Here is an 18,154-nt window from a genome sequence, read left to right as displayed (position 1 = left end):
CGCCATGCAGATGTCGATTGATGAGATTTCCAGCGGAAGTCAGGAAGACAGACCTTTTGTAAAGGGGATCATACGGGCTGTTATTTTTCATAATGAACAAAATCTTTACACTGTGCTGAAAGCAAAATTGCTGGAATCCAATCTTGAATTCGATGAAAAAGAAGTGACGGTAACAGGTTACTTTCCTCTCCTTGCTGAAGAAGAAACGTACATATTCTATGGAGCCATTAAACATCACCCTAAATTTGGTATACAGTTTCAGACCGAACAATTCAGGAAAGATCTGCCGAATACAGAAGAAGGAATTATTCAATACCTCTCAAGTGATCTGTTTAAGGGAATTGGGAAAAAAACAGCTGAAATCATAGTCGCGGAGCTTGGAACGGCAGCCATTTCAAAAATTATGCAGGACCCGTCTGTGCTTTATAAAATCCCGAAAGTAAATAAAGAAAAAGCAGATATCCTTTCACAAACACTGAAGCAGCATCAAGGGCTAGAGCAGATTATGATCTCTTTGTCCCAATTCGGATTCGGCCCGCAGCTGTCCATGAAGATTTATCAGCAATATCAGGATCAGACGCTCGAAAAAATCCAGGAAAATCCTTTTCAGCTTGTAAAAGATATTGAAGGGATCGGTTTTGGAAAGGCGGATGAACTGGCTCATCACTTAGGGATATCCGGTAACAGTCCTGAAAGGATTAACGCTGCCTGTTTGTATACAATTGAACAATCCAGTTCCCAGGAGGGCCATGTTTATTTGAGTGAAACCCAGCTTATCGAAAAAACCAGGCAGCTGCTGGATTCTTCAAATAGAGGACAGGTTACCGTTGAAAATATCTCCACTCAGATTGCTGCACTTTCTGAAAGCAAACAGCTTATTTCCGAAGAGGGGAAAGTGTATTTCCCCATTCTTTATTACTCAGAAAAAAAAGTGGCGGAGCATATTCAGCAAATTCTGGAGCAAACAGAATATGATGATCTGTTCCCTGAATCAGAATTTCTGCTTTCCCTCGGCAATCTCGAGGAAAGAATGAAGGTTGCTTATGCCCCGAGTCAAAAAGAAGCCATCCAGAGAGCCCTCATGACACCCATGCTTCTTTTAACAGGCGGACCGGGTACAGGAAAGACGACGGTTATCAGGGGAATTGTTGAACTGTATTCCGATCTGCACGGCTGCTCACTGGATCCAGGCGATTATAAAAAAGATGAACCATTTCCGATTTTACTCGTTGCCCCTACCGGACGGGCTGCCAAAAGGATGAGCGAATCGACCGGTATGCCGGCTGTCACCATTCACAGGCTGCTCGGCTGGAATGGATCGGAAGGATTTGACCGGAATGAAGATAATCCTATAGAGGGCAAGCTTTTAATCATTGATGAAATGTCTATGGTGGATATTTGGCTTGCAAACCAGCTTTTTAAATCGCTGCCAAAGCAAATTCAGGTTGTCATGGTAGGGGATGAAGACCAGCTTCCTTCTGTTGGACCCGGTCAGGTTTTGAGGGATTTGCTTGCCTCAAAAGAAGTTCCGACTGTAAGATTGACTGATATTTACCGCCAGGCGGAAGGTTCCTCCATCATCGAGCTTGCCCACCACATAAAGGATGGCAGAACACCTCCCGATCTGAAAACGCCAACTGCGGACCGATCTTTTATAAAATGCGCTTCAGCACAGGTAAAAGAAGTCGTGCGGAAAGTAGTGGAGAATGCGAAAAAGAAAGGATTTACAGCAAGGGACATTCAGGTACTGGCCCCCATGTACAGAGGACCGGCGGGAATTGATCAGCTGAATATTCTCCTGCAGGATATTTTTAATCCCGCCTCAAGCACGAAGCGGGAAATGAAATTCGGCGATGTTGTGTACCGGATCGGGGATAAAGTGCTTCAGCTCGTCAATCAGCCGGAAAGCAATGTTTTTAATGGAGATATGGGGGAAATTGAATCCATTTTTTACGCTAAGGAGAATACGGAAAAAGAAGATATGATCGTTGTTTCCTTTGATGGAAATGAAGTTACCTATACCCGGTCTGATTTTTCTCAATTTACCCATGCGTACTGCTGTTCCATCCATAAATCACAGGGGAGCGAGTTCCCTATTGTCGTCATGCCCGTTGTGAAGAGTTATTACCGGATGCTGCGGAGAAACCTGATCTATACGGCGATTACACGAAGCAAAAGGTTCTTAATCATGTGCGGTGAGGAAGATGCGTTTGTCCGCGGAATTCAAAATAAGGACCAGCTCGAACGTCAAACATCGCTGAAGCAGCGGCTGAATAAACACTCTGAGGAAGAGGACGAACTTCAAAAGCTCCTTCCATTTGATGTGAATGATGCGAATATTGGCATGGAGCATGTAACCCCTTTTGATTTTATGTAAAAAAGCCGCCTGAGGAATGCAGGCGGCTTTTTGGCTGTGTCATTTAATTAAACATCGGCAAAATGTAGCTGATTAAGAACCAAAGAACTCCAAAAAAGATGATGATATAAGCGGCGTATTTAATAAATGTAGATGCAACAAGACTTGAATCTTTTCTCTTCTCTCTAACCTCGACATCTCTGTGTTCGTTCATAATATCACTTCCTTAATCATGTTATGATTGCTTGTTATTTAATACCACTTTTGGAAAATGTGAAACCTGCCTGGGAAAATAACGTTCACACCGGAATGGAAAACGTTACGCAGTATGACCTGAGCGTGAAGGAAGAATCCTAAGTGTGTTCGGAAAGGTGGGAGATCATCTTGCGGACATACGGAACAATAAAGGGACTTCCGGTTTTTGATGCAAGAAACGCAGTCTGCATTGGGAAAATATGCGACATCGTCATTAGTTCCGGCGGACGGGTCTCAGGACTGATACTGGATGGAAGAGGTCTTTTCAAAAAAGACCGCTTTATCCCTTTATCCTGCATCGGTTCAGTAGGTGAAGACGGAGTAATGGTCAGTGATTTAGAACAGCTTCAGTCTTTGGGAGCTGCCAAAGAGGATGACAGGTTCAGGGGAAACGGGCAGCTGTTTAATAAAACCGTCTATTCGAGAACCGGCGAGCAGCTCGGCCTTCTGGAAGACGTATATTTTACAGAACAACTGGGCACAATCGTAGCATACGAACTGACTGACGGATTCTTCGCAGATCTGACAGAAGGGCGAAAAAAAGTAAACCCTTTAAGCGAAGAACTTATGGTAAGCAAAGATGCCATCGTCATGGATGTGATTCAAGAGTGAGGTGTGCCCGGATTGTTAAAATGCCCGAACTGCCAATGCAAGGACTTGGGGAAAATAGGAGTAAACCAGTACTATTGCTGGGGCTGCTTTATTGAGCTATCGGTATCCAAAGGAATGATCTTAACCCATCAGGTTGAGGAAGACGGTAGCTTAAGCTCCTTAGATGATTTGTTTGACGAACAAGACCGTACCGTAATCTAAATCTGAAATTAAAGGAGGAATACGCCATGAACCGCACCATGACCTCACTAATTTCAATGGGAATCGGCGCCGCCGCAACCTACGCAATGAGCGGCAAACGCATGAACACCCGCAAAATGAAAAAAACCTGGCAACGCCAGATGAAGAAGATGTTCTAATAAAAACCTCCGCATATTGCGGGGGTTTTTTGTTTGGTTGTGTGGGGGATGGGTGGTGCGGAATTTGTCGCAGGAGATATGGTTTTGTCGATTTGGCCGTAATCGACAAGAAAATGCCCGTAATCGACAAATTTGTGCCCGCAATTGACAAAGAATTGCCCGTAATCGACAGAAATATGCCCGTAAATTAGTTTTGGCATGCAGGAGGAGTTTTAACAGCAGAAAGGGAATTGAAAGAATGACACTGGAAGGAGAATCTTAAATGATTATTAAACCTCTTAAAATCCCTCGTTCTCTCAAACAACTTCAGGCAATAAAAAGAAGACTCGATCCTCAACATCCTAAATACGATGCCGTACTCCAGGATTTGGCGATTCAAACAGCTGGATATAAAGGAGAAAAGGAAATGGAATATCCTCTAAGCTTCCTCCACGCACAAACTTACCGAATATTCCATGATTTAAGACTGCATGATGGCATCCATTTTTTCCAAATCGATGTACTGTTACTCTCACAGTCCTTCATAACAATTCTTGAAGTGAAGAATATAGCGGGAACGCTTAGGTTTGATACAGATTTCAATCAGCTCATCAGAATTCAAAACGATATGGAAGAACCATTTCCTAATCCTATTATGCAAGTGAAAAGGCAAAGACTTCAGTTAATGAATTGGTTAAGAAAAAACAATCTTCCGAATCTCCCTATACAGGAATTCGTTGCAATTGGAAATCCCCGAACTATGCTCCAAGCTTCTCAAAAAAATTCCAAAATCCATAACAAAGTGCTCCATAGTCAAACCATTCCTTTTAAAATAAGCGAACTAGAAAAAGTGTATCAAAAAGAAATCCTCTCATCTCAACAGCTGACAGAATTGAGTGTTAAACTCTTGTCTGCACATACAGATTTAGAAAAAAACATGATGGTAAAGCATCAAATCTCAACGGAAAATATTTTGCCGGGGGTCTATTGTATAAAATGTTCGAAGTTATCAATGAGAAGGCTTAAAAATTCAATGTGGGTGTGCGGTATATGTGAGATCACGTCTAATGATGCACATATTGAAGCATTGAAAGATTACGCCTATATTTTTAAAAACTTGATATCAAATCGTGAGGCAAAATCCTTCTTAAACCTGTCCTCCAGCTCTACTGTAAAAAGGCTTTTGAAATCAGTGGGGTACGAAACGGAAGGAAATCGCAGGTCCACCGTTTATAAAATCACTATCTAAATCACCTGCCCTGCATAATCCCCCCAAAAAACCCCCAAACTAATCACCGGAGGGGATGCCCCGTGAACGAAAAAAAAGTCCTGCTAAGAGCCGGAATTATTCTGCTGTCTTTATTATCCCTTTACTTTTTCCTGAAGCTTCGTGTGGTGTGGAATCCGGTGTGGATCATGCTGCAGGCGGCTATTGTTCCGTTTGTCATTGCTTCATTTATTACATATTTGCTGCACCCCATCGTTGAGAAGCTTCATGAGACGGGTCTGCCGAGGACGATATCCATTCTCGTCATTTATTTGCTGTTCTTCGGATCGATTGGGTACGGATTTTATAGGGGCATTCCGCTGCTCATCAATCAGCTGATGGAGCTTTCAGCGAATGCGCCTAGAATGGTGAAGCTTTATGAAGGCTGGCTTACGATGATTCGGGATCAGACGGATCATTGGCCGATGGGTCTTCATCATCGGGTGGAGGGCTTGCTTGGAGAGGCCGAGCAGTGGCTTTCAGGTATGATCGATAACATCATTTTTTCGATTCGGTCGATCTTTGATAATGCCGTAATATTAACGCTGATACCGTTCCTAGTTTTTTATATGCTGAAGGATTTCTCTCTTTTGAAAAAAACAGCCTGGTACTTAACCCCGAAAAAGTGGCGGAGGCGGGGCAAGGAATTGATCAGAGATGCGGATGAGTCACTAGGCAGCTATATTCGGGGCCAGTTTTTCGTCTGCGTCATTATTGGCCTTCTTGCATTTCTTTCCCTGTGGTTTTTTGGTGTAAAGTATCCGCTTGTGCTTGGCATGATTATCGCGGTCACGAATATCATTCCATATTTCGGGCCTGTCATCGGTGCCATTCCGGCCCTGATTTTAGCAGCGGCGATGTCGACACAAACCGTGATCACTGTGGTTATCATTATTTTGGTTCTCCAATTTCTTGAAGGAAATGTCATCAGTCCTCTGATTGTAGGAAGAAGCCTTCATATGCATCCAATTGTCATCATGCTGGCTCTTGCTGCCGGAGGAGAGCTTGCCGGCATATTCGGATTGATTATTGCGGTTCCGGTTACTGCTGTCCTCAGAGTTATTCTGGAGCATGGGGTCCGCCTTCTCAGGCATGATTGACAGGCGGGCGGCCATTGTCTATAATCTACGGTAGAATACGTTACAAACGCTGAAGGAAACGAGTAGGTTACAGTCCATTTTCAGAGAGAGTGCCTCCAGGCTGAAAAGGCATTCAAATGAAGGGTAACAGAACGCTATTCCTGAGTGCAGGCAAAATACCTGCCGTTGAGAAACCGCGTTAAGGTTCAATAAAGCTGATGGATGAATCATGTCCATAATCAGGGTGGTACCGCGAGCAAACTCTCGTCCCTGTGCAAATCTAAAGGATTTGTACAGGAACGGGAGTTTTTTGTTTTTCGGCGCACCCGGCTTACATATTAAGGAGGACGAACAAATGAAATTTTTAACATCTGCAGAAGTACGCCAAATGTTTCTTGATTTTTTTAAAGAAAAAGGCCATTCAGTGGAACCGAGTGCATCCCTTGTTCCCCATGAAGATCCTTCTCTTCTGTGGATCAACAGCGGAGTGGCTACCCTCAAAAAATATTTTGACGGACGCGTGATTCCTGCGAACCCGAGAATTTGCAACGCGCAGAAATCCATCCGTACCAACGATATTGAAAATGTAGGGAAAACGGCACGCCATCATACGTTCTTTGAAATGCTTGGAAACTTCTCAATCGGAGAATACTTCAAAGTAGAAGCGATTGAATGGGCTTGGGAATTTTTGACGAGCGAAAAATGGATTGGGTTTGACCCTGAAAAGCTTTCGGTTACGATTCACCCTGAAGACAATGAAGCCTTTGAAATATGGACGGCTAAAGTAGGCGTTCCGGAAGAGCGCATCATCCGTCTTGAAGGAAACTTCTGGGATATCGGCGAAGGCCCGAGCGGACCGAACACGGAGATTTTCTATGACCGCGGGGAGGCATACGGCAACGATCCGGAAGATCCCGAGCTGTATCCAGGCGGCGAGAATGAGCGTTATTTAGAAGTATGGAACCTTGTGTTCTCTGAATTCAACCATAATTCCGATGGAACCTATACTCCGCTTCCAAAGAAAAATATTGATACAGGTATGGGACTTGAACGGATGTGCTCCGTCATCCAAAATGTGCCGACCAATTATGAGACCGACCTTTTTATGCCGATTATTGAAGCAACTGCAGCAATTGCCGGCATGGAGTATCATGACAGCAAAGAGAAGGATGAGGCGTTCAAAGTTATTGCCGATCATATCCGTACCGTATCCTTTGCTGTAGGGGATGGAGCGCTTCCTTCCAATGAAGGCCGCGGCTATGTTCTGCGCCGTTTGCTGCGCCGTGCAGTCCGCTATGCAAAAAAACTTGATATCAACCGCCCGTTTATGTACGAGCTTGTACCAGTAGTCGGTGAAATTATGGAAGCCTTCTATCCTGAAGTGAAACAAAAGACCGAGTTCATTCAAAAAGTCATTAAAAACGAAGAAGAGCGTTTCCATGAAACGTTAAATGATGGACTGGCTATTTTATCTGAAGTGATTAAAAAGCAAAGAGAAGCGGGTCACGATGTCATTCCAGGCACTGACGTTTTCCGCCTTTATGATACCTATGGCTTCCCGGTTGAATTGACAGAAGAATATGCAGAAGAAGAAGAAATGAAGATTGATGCAGAGGGCTTCGAGTCTGAGATGCAAAAGCAGCGTGAACGGGCAAGATCGGCCCGCCAGGAAGTGGATTCCATGCAGGTTCAGGGAGGAGTACTCGGTGACCTCACAACAGAGAGTACGTTTGTCGGCTACGAGCATCTTACTATTGAAACTGAAGCTGCTGCTCTTCTAAAAGATGGCGAGCTTGTCTCCGAAGCATCTGAAGGGGACGAAATCCAGCTGATCCTTGTACAGACACCGTTTTATGCTGAAAGCGGCGGACAGATTGCAGATGAAGGATTTATTTCCAACGCAAATTTCACAGCCCGCGTGAAAGACGTTAAAAAAGCTCCAAACGGCCAAAATCTGCATCGCGTAATTGTGGAAAAAGGAACATTGAGAGCAAATGATTCCGTCACTGCTGCGGTTGAGCGGAAAGTAAGAGAAGGCGTCGTGAAGAACCATACAGCGACCCACCTGCTGCATCAGGCATTGAAGGATGTTCTCGGAGGACATGTCAATCAGGCTGGATCATTGGTTACGGAAAACCGCCTTCGATTTGATTTTTCCCATTTCGGCCAGATTACAGATAGCGAGCTGAAGCAAATCGAACAGATCGTGAATGAAAAAATCTGGGCCGGCATCGGTGTCAACATTGACTTGAAACCGATTGATGAAGCTAAAGCAATGGGAGCAATGGCTTTATTCGGTGAAAAGTACGGCAAAATTGTCCGTGTGGTTCAAATTGGGGATTACAGTCTTGAACTATGCGGAGGCTGCCATGTGGAGAACACGTCTTCCATCGGCATGTTTAAACTGGTATCTGAGTCCGGTATCGGGGCAGGTACGAGAAGGATTGAAGCAGTTACAGGAAAAACAGCCTATGAAACAATGAATGAGCAAATCTCCATTCTGGAAACGGCTGCTGCCAAGCTCAAAACCAATACGAAAGAGGTTCCTGCACGTATTGATGCGCTGACTGCCGAACTAAAAGACCTTCAGCGCGAAAACGAATCCCTCACTTCCAAGCTTGGAAACCTTGAAGCTTCTTCCTTAACGGATCAGGCTAAGGTCATCGAAGGGGTTACACTTCTCGCAAGCAAGGTGAACGCAAAAGATATGAATAGCCTTCGTGCTATTCTGGATGATCTGAAGGAAAAGCTCGGGTCTGCAGTTATCGTTTTGGGAGCTGCAAATGGCGGGAAAGTAAACATTGCAGCCGGTGTTTCGAAGGATCTTATTGACCGTGGCCTGCATGCCGGCAAGCTCGTCAAAGAAGTAGCGGAGCGCTGCGGCGGAGGCGGCGGAGGCCGTCCGGATATGGCTCAGGCAGGCGGAAAAGACCCAGAAAAACTTGAATCTGCTCTAAACTATGCAGAGGAATGGATTAAATCCGTTTTATAATTCTCATTCTTAGTGTAGAATGGTGATAAGAGTCAGGACGAGCAGGATCAAGTCCTCGAGCGCGAACTTGAGAAAGAGGTGCAGACAGTGAGCTCATTCGATAAAACCATGAAATTTAACGTTTCAGACGATTCCGTTCAAACAGATGTGAACGAAGTTTTGTTTACGGTACATGATGCACTCAAGGAAAAAGGATACAATCCGATCAATCAGATCGTCGGTTATTTGCTTTCCGGAGATCCGGCTTATATTCCCCGTCACCGTGATGCAAGAAGCTTGATCCGGAAGCTTGAGAGAGACGAGCTGATTGAAGAGCTTGTTAAATCGTACCTGCAAAATCACCGTGAGGAGTAATAGATGCGAGTATTAGGCTTGGATTATGGAACGAAAACAATCGGAGTAGCAGTCAGTGATCTTATGGGCTGGACAGCCCAGGGGCTCGAAACGGTTAAAATTAATGAAGAAGGCGGAGACTATGGTCTTACTAGGCTTTCTGAAATCATTAAAACGGAAGAGGCGGACAAGATTGTCGTCGGCCTTCCGAAGAATATGAATAATACAATAGGTCCCAGAGGGGAAGCGTGTCAAAGGTTCGCTGCCCTGCTGGAGGAGACCTTTTCTCTTCCCGTTGTACTCTGGGATGAGAGATTAACGACAATGGCTGCAGAACGCATGCTCATTGAAGCAGATGTAAGCAGAAAAAAACGCAAAAAAGTCATTGATAAAATGGCCGCCGTCATGATCCTTCAGGGATATCTTGACAGCCTCCGCTAAACGGAGATTACTTAAAGAGGTGAATAAACATGGAACATGGTGAAAAACAGATTACAGTAGTAGACGAAAACGGAAACGAACAGCTTTGCGAAATCCTTTTTACATTTGAGTCAGATGAATTCAAAAAATCCTACGTTCTTTACTACCCGATCAGCAGTGAAGATCAGGACGAAGAAGATGTAGAAATTCATGCATCCAGCTTCACGCCAAGCGAAAATGGCGAAGATGGCGAGCTTCAGCCGATCGAAACGGAAGAAGAGTGGGACATGATTGAAGAAATGATGAACACATTCTTCGATAATGAGGAAGAAGAAAATTAATACAGACAGGAAAGATGCCGGGTTTCTGCCCGGCCTCTTTTTTTTGACAGGGGAGTGACGAATGGACTCAAATTTTGTAGTATAATATACGGAAGCGAAAGGGGGAAGAGAATGAAACAAAAAGATCATCAATCCATACATAAAACATTGCTTGAACGGCAGGAAGAAGCAAAATCGATTCGGAAAATAGTATTGCGAATTGTCCTTGCAGCGGCCATTGTTCTGGCAGCAGCCGCAATAGCAGGTGTTATATATATTCAAAATGCATTGAGTCCTGTAGATTCCTCTGATCAAAAGCAAATTAAAATTTCGATTCCTTTAGGGTCATCTGTATCAGGAATCGCAGCGGAATTGAAGGACGCAGGAATTATTAAAGATGCCAGGGTGTTCAAATATTATGTAAAATTTAAAAACGAAACAAATTTTCAAGCCGGAGACTATTTATTGAGTAAATCCATGACGATGGATGACATGATTGAACTTCTGAAAACAGGAAAGCTCTCTGAGGATGTTGCCATTCAGTTTACTGTGCCGGAGGGCCATCAAATGGCCCAAATTGCAGCGGTCATCGAAAACAACACGGAATATACAAAGGAAGATGTTTTAAAACGGCTGCAGGATCCGAAATTTATTGAATTGATGAAAAAGAAATATCCGGATACGATCACGGATGAAATTGATAAAAAGACAGTAAAATATAAGCTCGAAGGATATCTATACCCGGCTACTTATCCGTTCGAGGATCCTAAAACATCTCTGGATACCATCCTTGAAAAGATGATCAGTGAGACAGACGCAAGAATTAAGCCTTACCTGCCTCAAATGAAAGAGAAAAAGTGGAGCGTACATTATTTCCTGACCATGTCGTCTATCATTGAAGAGGAAGCCACCGGACAGGTGGACCGGCAGAAAATAGCCAGTGTCTTTTTCAACAGATTAAAAGCAGGCATGCCGCTTCAGACCGATCCAACCGTTTTATATGCGCTTGGCGGCCATAAAGACCGTGTCACGTATAAAGACTTAAAAGTATCGTCTCCGTATAATACCTACAAAAATAAGGGTCTTCCTCCGGGACCGATCGCAAACAGCGGAACCGTTTCAATGGAAGCCGCCCTGCAGCCGGATAACACAGATTACTTGTACTTCCTGGCTGCCCCGGATGGAACGGTTTATTATTCCCGGACGCTCAAAGAGCATAATCAGCTGAAAGAAAAACATATAACCGGACCGAGAGAAAAATCATAGAACAACCAGGGAATGAATTTTATTTTCATTCCCTGTTTTTTTATGCTAAAATATATCAAGTTGTGAAAAGACTAATGTGTTCACTAAAGGCAAGAGTTCTTAAGCGGAACTCTTCTTTTTGCGCAAGGAGGCTATATTCGTGCTTGACCAAAAGCTCCATACTTACATGGAAAGCTTGATACCCGCTCGACCCCTTCCAATTCAGGAAATGGAGAGCTATGCCCGCGAACATGGAGTTCCTATTATGGAAGCGGCTGGAATGGAAGTATTGCTTCAATTTCTCCGGATTCATTCTCCCCATCGTATACTTGAAATTGGAACTGCCATTGGCTACTCTGCCATCCGCATGGCAACTGCTGTTCCGAAAGCCTCTATCATCAGTATAGAAAGAGACCAAGAGAGATACAATCAGGCACTTGTGCGCATTGAACAGATGGGGCTGAGCAGCAGAATTCATGTTCACTATGGCGATGCACTCGACCTTTCGGATCCCATTCAAAGTGAAGGCCCGTTTGATGCCTTATTTATTGATGCAGCGAAGGGTCAATATCAGCGCTTTTTTGAACTATATGCGCCCATGCTCTCTCATAAAGGGATCATCATTACCGATAACATTTTATTCAAAGGTCTTGTTGCAGAAGAACAGGATCAAATAGAAAATAAGCGAAAACGCAGTCTCGTAAAAAAAATAGCAGGCTATAACGGCTGGCTCATGTCTCATCCAGATTATGATACATGCATCATTCCGGTCGGCGACGGCATTGCCGTAAGCATTAAAAGAGGTGAGCAAAAATGAAAAAACCAGAATTGCTAGTTACTCCTTCAAAGCTTGAGGACCTTGTGCCGCTCGCAGATGCTGGAGCCACTGCATTTATCATTGGCGAACAGAAATTCGGACTTCGGCTTGCCGGAGAATTTAACCGAGATGATTTTAGAAAAGCGGTTGAAATAGCGCATGAAAAAAATGTTAAGGTGTATGCGGCTATGAACGCTATTTTTCATAATGATAAAATCGATGACCTTGCTGACTATATGCTGTTTCTTAAAGAAGTAAAAGCAGATGCAATTGTTTTTGGAGATCCTGCTGTACTAATGACAGCACGGGAAACCGTTCCAGAAATGAAGCTGCACTGGAATACAGAAACAACGGCAACGAATTACTATACATGTAATTACTGGGGCAGAAAAGGAGCCAAAAGAGCGGTTCTGGCTAGAGAGCTAAGCATGGACTCAATCATTGAAACGAAAGAAAATGCGGAAGTTGAGATCGAAGTCCAGGTTCATGGTATGACGTGTATGTTCCAGTCTAAGCGTTCTCTGATCGGAAACTATTATTTATATCAAGGCAAGGCAATGGAAGTTGTGAACAAGGAGAAGATGGATACAGGTCTTCTTCTTCATGATAAAGAACGTGAAAATAAATACCCTGTGTTTGAAGACGGGAATGGCACACATATCATGAGCCCGAACGACATGTGCATCATTGATGAACTGCAGGAATTAATGGATGCCGGAGTGGATTCCTTTAAAATTGATGGAATCCTTCAGAAAACCGAGTATTTGATTGAAGTAACAAAAAAATACCGGAAAGCTATTGATCTTTGTGCAGATGCAAGGGATGAGTATGAAGAGGCCAAAGATAGTCTTTTAGAGGAAATAAAGCAGATTCAGCCTGCACACCGCCCGCTGGACACAGGTTTCTTCTTTAAGGAAACGGTTTATTAACTGCGAACCCTGTAAGCCGAAAATATACAAGGAGGCATAAGATATGGATGCCGTAAAAGATTCTATTTCCGAGATGATAAACGGGAAACGGGTCATCACTAAAAAACCAGAGCTGCTGGCACCTGCCGGTAACCTTGAAAAACTAAAGATCGCTGTCCGTTATGGAGCCGATGCTGTATTTATAGGCGGACGCGAGTATGGACTCCGCTCTAATGCTGATAATTTCTCATTAGAGGAAATGGCAGAAGGGGTCCAATTTGCAAAGAAATATAACGCAAAAATCTATGTTACCACCAATATCTTTGCTCACAACGAAAATATGGATGGAATTGCAGAATACCTGGAAGGTCTGCAAGAAGCCGGAGTGACCGGAATTATCGTCGCAGATCCGCTTATTATCGAAACGTGTAAAACCGCAGCACCCAAGCTTGAAATCCACCTGAGTACACAGCAGTCTCTTTCCAACTGGAAGGCCGTTCAATTTTGGAAAGAAGAAGGGCTGGAACGAGTGGTGCTTGCCCGCGAAACGAGCGGAGATGAGATCAGGGAAATGAAAGAAAAAGTGGATATTGAGATCGAAACCTTTATTCACGGAGCGATGTGTATTGCCTATTCCGGCCGCTGCACTCTTTCTAACCATATGACGGCGCGTGATTCAAACCGTGGCGGATGCTGCCAGTCTTGCCGCTGGGATTATGACCTGTACAAACAGGAGGATGGGAAGGAAACGCCTTTATTTAATGAAGATGACTCTCCATTCGCTATGAGCCCAAAGGACCTTAAGCTAGTTGAATCGATTCCAAGAATGATTGAAATGGGAATCGACAGCCTGAAAATAGAAGGCCGCATGAAATCCATTCACTACATCGCAACTGTGGTTAGTGTGTACCGGAAAGTCATTGATGCTTATTGCGCCGATCCGGACAATTTTGTCATTCAGCAGGAATGGCTAGAAGAGCTTGATAAGTGTGCAAACCGCGAAACGGCTCCTGCCTTTTTTGAAGGTGTTCCTGGACATAAGGAGCAAATGTTTGGAGTGCACGGCAAAAAAACAACCTACGATTTTGCCGGAATGGTTCTCAGCTATGACCCGGATGCTAAAACGGTTACTCTTCAGCAGCGCAATTTCTTTAAGCCTGGTGACGAAGTCGAATTTTTCGGTCCTGAACTTGATCAGAATTTCCGTACCGTCATTGAATCCGTTTATGATGAAGACGGCAACGAGCTCGATGCAGCGAGGCACCCTCTTCAAACGGTGAAATTTAAACTGGACCGTCCGGTTTATCCATACAACATGATGCGGAAGGGGTTCTGAGAAAGATGGGAAAGAAGCCTGTAGTAATTGGAGTGGCTGGAGGATCCGGCTCTGGAAAAACAAGTGTAACAAAAGCAATCTATGAACATTTCCAAGGTCATTCCATCATGATGCTTGAACAGGATTATTATTATAAAGACCAAAGCCATCTTCCTTATGAAGAGCGCTTGAATACAAATTACGATCATCCGCTTGCCTTTGATAATGATTTGCTCATTGACCATTTAAAGAAACTCCTTCATTATGAAGGAATCAATAAGCCTGTCTATGATTACACGATCCATACCCGGTCAGAAGAAATCATTGAGGTGGAACCAAAAGATGTAATCATTCTTGAAGGAATCCTCATCCTTGAAGATGAACGGTTAAGAGATTTAATGGATATCAAAATGTATGTAGATACAGATGCAGATATTCGGATAATCCGCAGAATTCTTCGTGATATTAAAGAACGCGGGCGCTCTATTGATTCAGTTATTGAACAGTATGTATCGGTCGTCAGACCTATGCATAATCAATTTATCGAGCCGACAAAGCGATACGCTGACATTATCATTCCTGAAGGCGGACAAAATCACGTGGCCATTGATTTAATGGTAACAAAAATTCAAACAATTCTTGAACAAAACGCTATTTTGTAATAACATAGCATAGATATAGAGCACTGTGCCCATATTATGTATAGATTGTTAAACGTTTCATGTAACTTGAGCTCAGGCAGTTTTAAGGCCAATTCTCGATATGAAAAAAGGGTGTGAGGGCATGTTTGCCCTCGCTCTTGTCTTATTAACAGGTCTAACATACCAAAAATTTCGGGGGACAGCTGTTTCAGAAGGAGTGGATAGCGATGGCAATAGAGAAAGAATTTCCGATGACAAAAGAAGGAAAAGAAAAGCTCGAACAAGAATTGGAATACATGAAAACGGTTCGCCGCAAAGAAGTCGTCGAACGGATAAAAATCGCGCGCAGTTTCGGAGATCTTTCTGAGAACTCCGAGTACGATTCCGCTAAAGAGGAACAGGCATTTGTTGAAGGCAGAATTACAACACTTGAGAACATGATCCGCAATGCCAAAATCATTGTGGAAGATGCTTCAAACTCTAATTCTGTGGCACTCGGGAGAACGGTTACATTCCAGGAGCTTCCGAATGGGGAAGAAGAGTCTTATACCATCGTTGGAAGTGCAGAGGCTGATCCGTTTGAAGGAAAAATCTCCAACGATTCTCCAATCGCAAGAAGTCTGCTTGGCAAACAAGTAGGGGACGAAGTGACTGTACAGACTCCAGGCGGAGAAATGCAGGTTAAAATCGTAAATATTAAGTAAGTTCCGATTAAAGATGAACCGCCTCGTCGAGAATGATGACGAGGTGGTTTTTTATATGCGCTCCATAAAAAAAAGGATGATATCAGTTTGTGCGGTCATGACAGTTTGCTTATGTTTATTAGCTGCCAGGCTTGCGGAACTTCAGCTTTTTCAGACAGAAGCATTCGGCAGCCATCATATTAATCTCATTGAAGAAAGCATCAAACAGCGGACGCAGTCTGTGCTGATCGATGACGGAAGGGGATCGCTCACCGACCGGAATGGCCTCCCTCTTTCTGCAGCAGCTCAGCCTTCATTGGTTCTGTTCCCTTTCATCCGGGGCCTGAACTGGCCAATCAAAGATATCGCAAGCATTGCAGGAATCTCAGAGGGGCTGCTCAGCTCGCTTGTATCCAATGCCAAGAAGCCTCTTATTCTTTCACAGAAAGATGGGGCGGATCTGACACAGGCGGATCTGGAGACAATAAATAAATTGAAGGTTCCGGGCATATACGGAGTTATGGTGCAGGATAGAAAAGAAGGACACGAGGCCTCTCATATCATTGGGTATACAGCCCAAATGCCGGAAGTAGCAAAAAAGCGGTACCCTGATAAAGAACTCCCCTATAATCTGAAAATCGGGGCCTCGGGGCTGCAAAAGGCATTTGATGAATTTCTATTGCCGGAATCGGAAACAAAGCTCCTTTACCATGTGGATGCAAACGGAAATCCTCTATTCGGAGTTAATGTTAAATACATTGCAGATTCAAGTGCGCATTTTCCAGTCAAAATTAAGACGACTCTTGATAGTGAAATGCAGCAGCTGACGGAAGACGCTCTCACCCGGTCAGGCGTTCAGAAAGGAGGGGCTGTATTAATTGATATTGAAACGAATTCCTTATTGGCTATGGCAAGCAAACCTGATCTAAATGTAAATGGGTCGCCAGCCAGTCTGAGGAACTATACGCTCGAAAGAATGAAGCCCGGCTCAATCTTTAAAATTGTAACGGCTGCAGCAGCCATTGAAAATGGTCTTGATCATCCGGCAGTTCGCTACAACTGCAATTTAAATCCATATGGTGCCAAAGAAGAAGACAGGCAGCTGGGACCGCTTAGTTTTGATCAAAGTTTTTCGAGAAGCTGCAATTATACGTTTAATGTGTTATCAAATGAGCTGATAAAAAAGGCTCCTGACTACATGGAAGACACGGCAGAGAAGCTTGGGCTGATTCACCCCGTCGGGTGGCGGGGAAACGTCTTCCATTATAGCGGCTTCAAACAGTTTCCTGAAGAAAAGGAAGGTTCGGTTTGGTCCGATCAAAAGGATAAAGGTGCTCCAAAGGCGGTGGCCCAGACGGCAATCGGCCAAAAAGATGTTCAGGTTACCCCCCTTGCGATTGCCAATATGATGGCCACGATTGGCAGGGGAGGAAATGGACTGGAGGTCAAAACGGCAGAAGACATCTTATATAAAAATGGCACCTCTATGTACCATTTTCCTGATCATGAGCTTTCAGAAGCTGAAATTGACCGATATACTGTCCAGAAACTTCAAAAGCTGTTGCGACTCGTTGTGACAGATGAAAAGGGTACAGGAGCAAAATTTAGAACACTTCCGTTCGAAGTGTCAGGGAAATCAGGAACAGCCGAAACAGGCAAAAAGGATTCTGAAGGACATAATTTAATCAATAAATGGTTTGCAGGGTACTTTCCATCGGGTAATCCTAAATATGCGCTTGTCGTCGTGGATGCTGACACAATCGCAAGCCGGGCAGCCGCCGGCCAGGTTTTTTATGATATCGCAAAAGGACTGGATGAGCTGGAGTAAATCAGAACTGGATAGATTCATATACCGATGATAGAATAGTACAGAAGAACGTGGGAAAAGGAGTGAAGATTCATGAACAAAACCCGCTACGGCAATCGGGACAAACGCAGAAAAACGAATATTGTTTTGAATGTGCTAATCGGAGTCGTATTGATCCTCATTGTAGCTGTGGGTTCACAGCTTATTTTGGGCGGAGATAAAAAGCAGTCCTCAAGCAGCAAAGTCTCAGATCAGCAGACCCGGGAAGAGCAGACAAATCAAGAAACGGCATCTGCTCAGGCAGAAAAAGAAAATACAGATTCACAAAATACAGACGATCAGCAATCTGAAGAAGCGAAGCCTGAAGACGAGGAAGAGCAGCCTGCAGAGCCAGCCCAGGAAGATAAAGCAAAAGAAGAGGGTACTGAAAAATCCAAATGGGAGCCTGTCGGTACAGAACAAAAGGGCGAGCACACTACCGTTTATGATAAAGGCTCAGCCGACTGGAAAGAAATGACGAAAGCGATGAGTGCAGCTACTGGTATTCCGGAGGACAATATGACCATCTGGTTCCTGGGGAATAATGGTTCTCCAAATGATGCAAAAGGAACCATCTCTCCCAAAAATTCCAGCGAAAAATACCAGGTAACGCTTCGCTTCATTGAAAACGAAGGATGGAAACCTTTAACGGTTAATAAAGTAAACTAAATAAAAGAAATGGGGCTGTCTGATAAGCCCCATATGCCAAAAAACAGGGAGTCGCTTT

General features: G+C 44.0%; 19 protein-coding genes and 1 other annotated feature. Of the genes, 18 read left to right on the top strand and 1 reads right to left on the bottom strand.

What is annotated here, in order from left to right; all coding sequences use genetic code 11:
* The first annotated feature begins 4 nt into the window (after positions 1-4).
* On the top strand, positions 5-2,377 hold the full coding sequence (gene recD2 / locus CEF21_RS15890; protein WP_123918043.1) for an SF1B family DNA helicase RecD2: 2,373 nt from the start codon (positions 5-7) through the stop codon (positions 2,375-2,377).
* A 43-nt stretch (positions 2,378-2,420) separates the two neighbouring features.
* On the opposite strand, the gene CEF21_RS21365 is transcribed toward recD2, so the two are convergent.
* Positions 2,421-2,570 (bottom strand): hypothetical protein, encoded by a 150-nt coding sequence (locus CEF21_RS21365; protein WP_164462214.1) that lies wholly within the window; start codon positions 2,568-2,570, stop codon positions 2,421-2,423.
* A 170-nt stretch (positions 2,571-2,740) separates the two neighbouring features.
* Between CEF21_RS21365 and CEF21_RS15885 the strand changes: the two genes are divergently transcribed.
* From CEF21_RS15885 to CEF21_RS15805, 17 genes are all read left to right on the top strand, one after another.
* Positions 2,741-3,223: a PRC-barrel domain-containing protein gene (locus CEF21_RS15885; RefSeq protein WP_164462213.1), complete on the top strand. Its 483-nt coding sequence runs from the start codon at positions 2,741-2,743 to the stop codon at positions 3,221-3,223.
* A 12-nt stretch (positions 3,224-3,235) separates the two neighbouring features.
* A complete protein-coding gene (locus CEF21_RS15880) occupies positions 3,236-3,424 on the top strand; it encodes a hypothetical protein (RefSeq protein ID WP_123918039.1) in 189 nt (62 codons plus the stop codon).
* A gap of 26 nt (positions 3,425-3,450) precedes the next feature.
* The gene (locus CEF21_RS15875; RefSeq protein ID WP_123918037.1) at positions 3,451-3,582 is read left to right on the top strand and encodes a DUF3918 family protein; all 132 of its coding nucleotides are present in this window, start codon (positions 3,451-3,453) and stop codon (positions 3,580-3,582) included.
* Between the two features lie 262 nt (positions 3,583-3,844).
* The gene (locus tag CEF21_RS15870) at positions 3,845-4,810 is read left to right on the top strand and encodes a nuclease-related domain-containing protein (protein ID WP_123918035.1); all 966 of its coding nucleotides are present in this window, start codon (positions 3,845-3,847) and stop codon (positions 4,808-4,810) included.
* A 62-nt stretch (positions 4,811-4,872) separates the two neighbouring features.
* The gene (locus CEF21_RS15865) at positions 4,873-5,928 is read left to right on the top strand and encodes an AI-2E family transporter (RefSeq protein WP_123918033.1); all 1,056 of its coding nucleotides are present in this window, start codon (positions 4,873-4,875) and stop codon (positions 5,926-5,928) included.
* 40 nt (positions 5,929-5,968) lie between these two features.
* Positions 5,969-6,182: a binding site (T-box leader), on the top strand.
* 80 nt (positions 6,183-6,262) lie between these two features.
* The gene (gene alaS / locus CEF21_RS15860; RefSeq protein ID WP_123918031.1) at positions 6,263-8,899 is read left to right on the top strand and encodes an alanine--tRNA ligase; all 2,637 of its coding nucleotides are present in this window, start codon (positions 6,263-6,265) and stop codon (positions 8,897-8,899) included.
* Between the two features lie 87 nt (positions 8,900-8,986).
* Complete coding sequence (locus CEF21_RS15855; protein WP_035405221.1) at positions 8,987-9,253, top strand: IreB family regulatory phosphoprotein; 267 nt, start codon at positions 8,987-8,989, stop codon at positions 9,251-9,253.
* A gap of 3 nt (positions 9,254-9,256) precedes the next feature.
* Complete coding sequence (gene ruvX, locus CEF21_RS15850; protein ID WP_123918029.1) at positions 9,257-9,673, top strand: Holliday junction resolvase RuvX; 417 nt, start codon at positions 9,257-9,259, stop codon at positions 9,671-9,673.
* Between the two features lie 29 nt (positions 9,674-9,702).
* Positions 9,703-9,993: a DUF1292 domain-containing protein gene (locus tag CEF21_RS15845; protein ID WP_123918027.1), complete on the top strand. Its 291-nt coding sequence runs from the start codon at positions 9,703-9,705 to the stop codon at positions 9,991-9,993.
* Between the two features lie 111 nt (positions 9,994-10,104).
* Positions 10,105-11,238, top strand: a complete 1,134-nt coding sequence (mltG, locus tag CEF21_RS15840; protein ID WP_123918025.1) for an endolytic transglycosylase MltG — start codon at positions 10,105-10,107, stop codon at positions 11,236-11,238.
* Between the two features lie 166 nt (positions 11,239-11,404).
* Positions 11,405-12,034 (top strand): O-methyltransferase, encoded by a 630-nt coding sequence (locus CEF21_RS15835; RefSeq protein ID WP_123920309.1) that lies wholly within the window; start codon positions 11,405-11,407, stop codon positions 12,032-12,034.
* Positions 12,031-12,963, top strand: a complete 933-nt coding sequence (locus CEF21_RS15830; RefSeq protein WP_123918023.1) for a peptidase U32 family protein — start codon at positions 12,031-12,033, stop codon at positions 12,961-12,963. Before CEF21_RS15835 ends, CEF21_RS15830 begins: the two co-directional genes overlap by 4 nt.
* A 43-nt stretch (positions 12,964-13,006) precedes the next feature.
* The gene (locus CEF21_RS15825; RefSeq protein ID WP_123918021.1) at positions 13,007-14,278 is read left to right on the top strand and encodes a peptidase U32 family protein; all 1,272 of its coding nucleotides are present in this window, start codon (positions 13,007-13,009) and stop codon (positions 14,276-14,278) included.
* A 5-nt stretch (positions 14,279-14,283) separates the two neighbouring features.
* Positions 14,284-14,919: a uridine kinase gene (gene udk / locus CEF21_RS15820; RefSeq protein WP_123918019.1), complete on the top strand. Its 636-nt coding sequence runs from the start codon at positions 14,284-14,286 to the stop codon at positions 14,917-14,919.
* A gap of 206 nt (positions 14,920-15,125) precedes the next feature.
* Positions 15,126-15,602 (top strand): transcription elongation factor GreA, encoded by a 477-nt coding sequence (greA, locus tag CEF21_RS15815; RefSeq protein WP_123918017.1) that lies wholly within the window; start codon positions 15,126-15,128, stop codon positions 15,600-15,602.
* Between the two features lie 55 nt (positions 15,603-15,657).
* Complete coding sequence (locus tag CEF21_RS15810; protein WP_241156691.1) at positions 15,658-17,409, top strand: peptidoglycan D,D-transpeptidase FtsI family protein; 1,752 nt, start codon at positions 15,658-15,660, stop codon at positions 17,407-17,409.
* Positions 17,410-17,481: 72 nt separating this feature from the next.
* Complete coding sequence (locus CEF21_RS15805) at positions 17,482-18,096, top strand: YrrS family protein (RefSeq protein ID WP_123918013.1); 615 nt, start codon at positions 17,482-17,484, stop codon at positions 18,094-18,096.
* Positions 18,097-18,154: the final 58 nt, after the last annotated feature.

Source organism: Bacillus sp. FJAT-42376 (assembly GCF_003816055.1).
Classification (GTDB): domain Bacteria; phylum Bacillota; class Bacilli; order Bacillales; family Bacillaceae; genus Metabacillus_B.
The sequence above is the reverse complement of the archived record's forward strand: the minus strand, read 5'-3'. Positions and strand labels throughout refer to the sequence as shown.

Excerpts from the sequence above, each read along its gene's own strand:
- recD2 (WP_123918043.1), top strand. The coding sequence starts at position 5 with ATGCAGATGTCGATTGATGAGATTTCCAGCGGAAGTCAGGAAGACAGA.
- CEF21_RS21365 (WP_164462214.1), bottom strand. The coding sequence starts at position 2,570 with ATGAACGAACACAGAGATGTCGAGGTTAGAGAGAAGAGAAAAGATTCA.
- CEF21_RS15875 (WP_123918037.1), top strand. The coding sequence starts at position 3,451 with ATGAACCGCACCATGACCTCACTAATTTCAATGGGAATCGGCGCCGCC.
- CEF21_RS15870 (WP_123918035.1), top strand. The coding sequence starts at position 3,845 with ATGATTATTAAACCTCTTAAAATCCCTCGTTCTCTCAAACAACTTCAG.
- alaS (WP_123918031.1), top strand. The coding sequence starts at position 6,263 with ATGAAATTTTTAACATCTGCAGAAGTACGCCAAATGTTTCTTGATTTT.
- ruvX (WP_123918029.1), top strand. The coding sequence starts at position 9,257 with ATGCGAGTATTAGGCTTGGATTATGGAACGAAAACAATCGGAGTAGCA.
- CEF21_RS15845 (WP_123918027.1), top strand. The coding sequence starts at position 9,703 with ATGGAACATGGTGAAAAACAGATTACAGTAGTAGACGAAAACGGAAAC.
- mltG (WP_123918025.1), top strand. The coding sequence starts at position 10,105 with ATGAAACAAAAAGATCATCAATCCATACATAAAACATTGCTTGAACGG.
- CEF21_RS15835 (WP_123920309.1), top strand. The coding sequence starts at position 11,405 with ATGGAAAGCTTGATACCCGCTCGACCCCTTCCAATTCAGGAAATGGAG.
- CEF21_RS15830 (WP_123918023.1), top strand. The coding sequence starts at position 12,031 with ATGAAAAAACCAGAATTGCTAGTTACTCCTTCAAAGCTTGAGGACCTT.
- CEF21_RS15825 (WP_123918021.1), top strand. The coding sequence starts at position 13,007 with ATGGATGCCGTAAAAGATTCTATTTCCGAGATGATAAACGGGAAACGG.
- udk (WP_123918019.1), top strand. The coding sequence starts at position 14,284 with ATGGGAAAGAAGCCTGTAGTAATTGGAGTGGCTGGAGGATCCGGCTCT.
- greA (WP_123918017.1), top strand. The coding sequence starts at position 15,126 with ATGGCAATAGAGAAAGAATTTCCGATGACAAAAGAAGGAAAAGAAAAG.
- CEF21_RS15810 (WP_241156691.1), top strand. The coding sequence starts at position 15,658 with ATGCGCTCCATAAAAAAAAGGATGATATCAGTTTGTGCGGTCATGACA.
- CEF21_RS15805 (WP_123918013.1), top strand. The coding sequence starts at position 17,482 with ATGAACAAAACCCGCTACGGCAATCGGGACAAACGCAGAAAAACGAAT.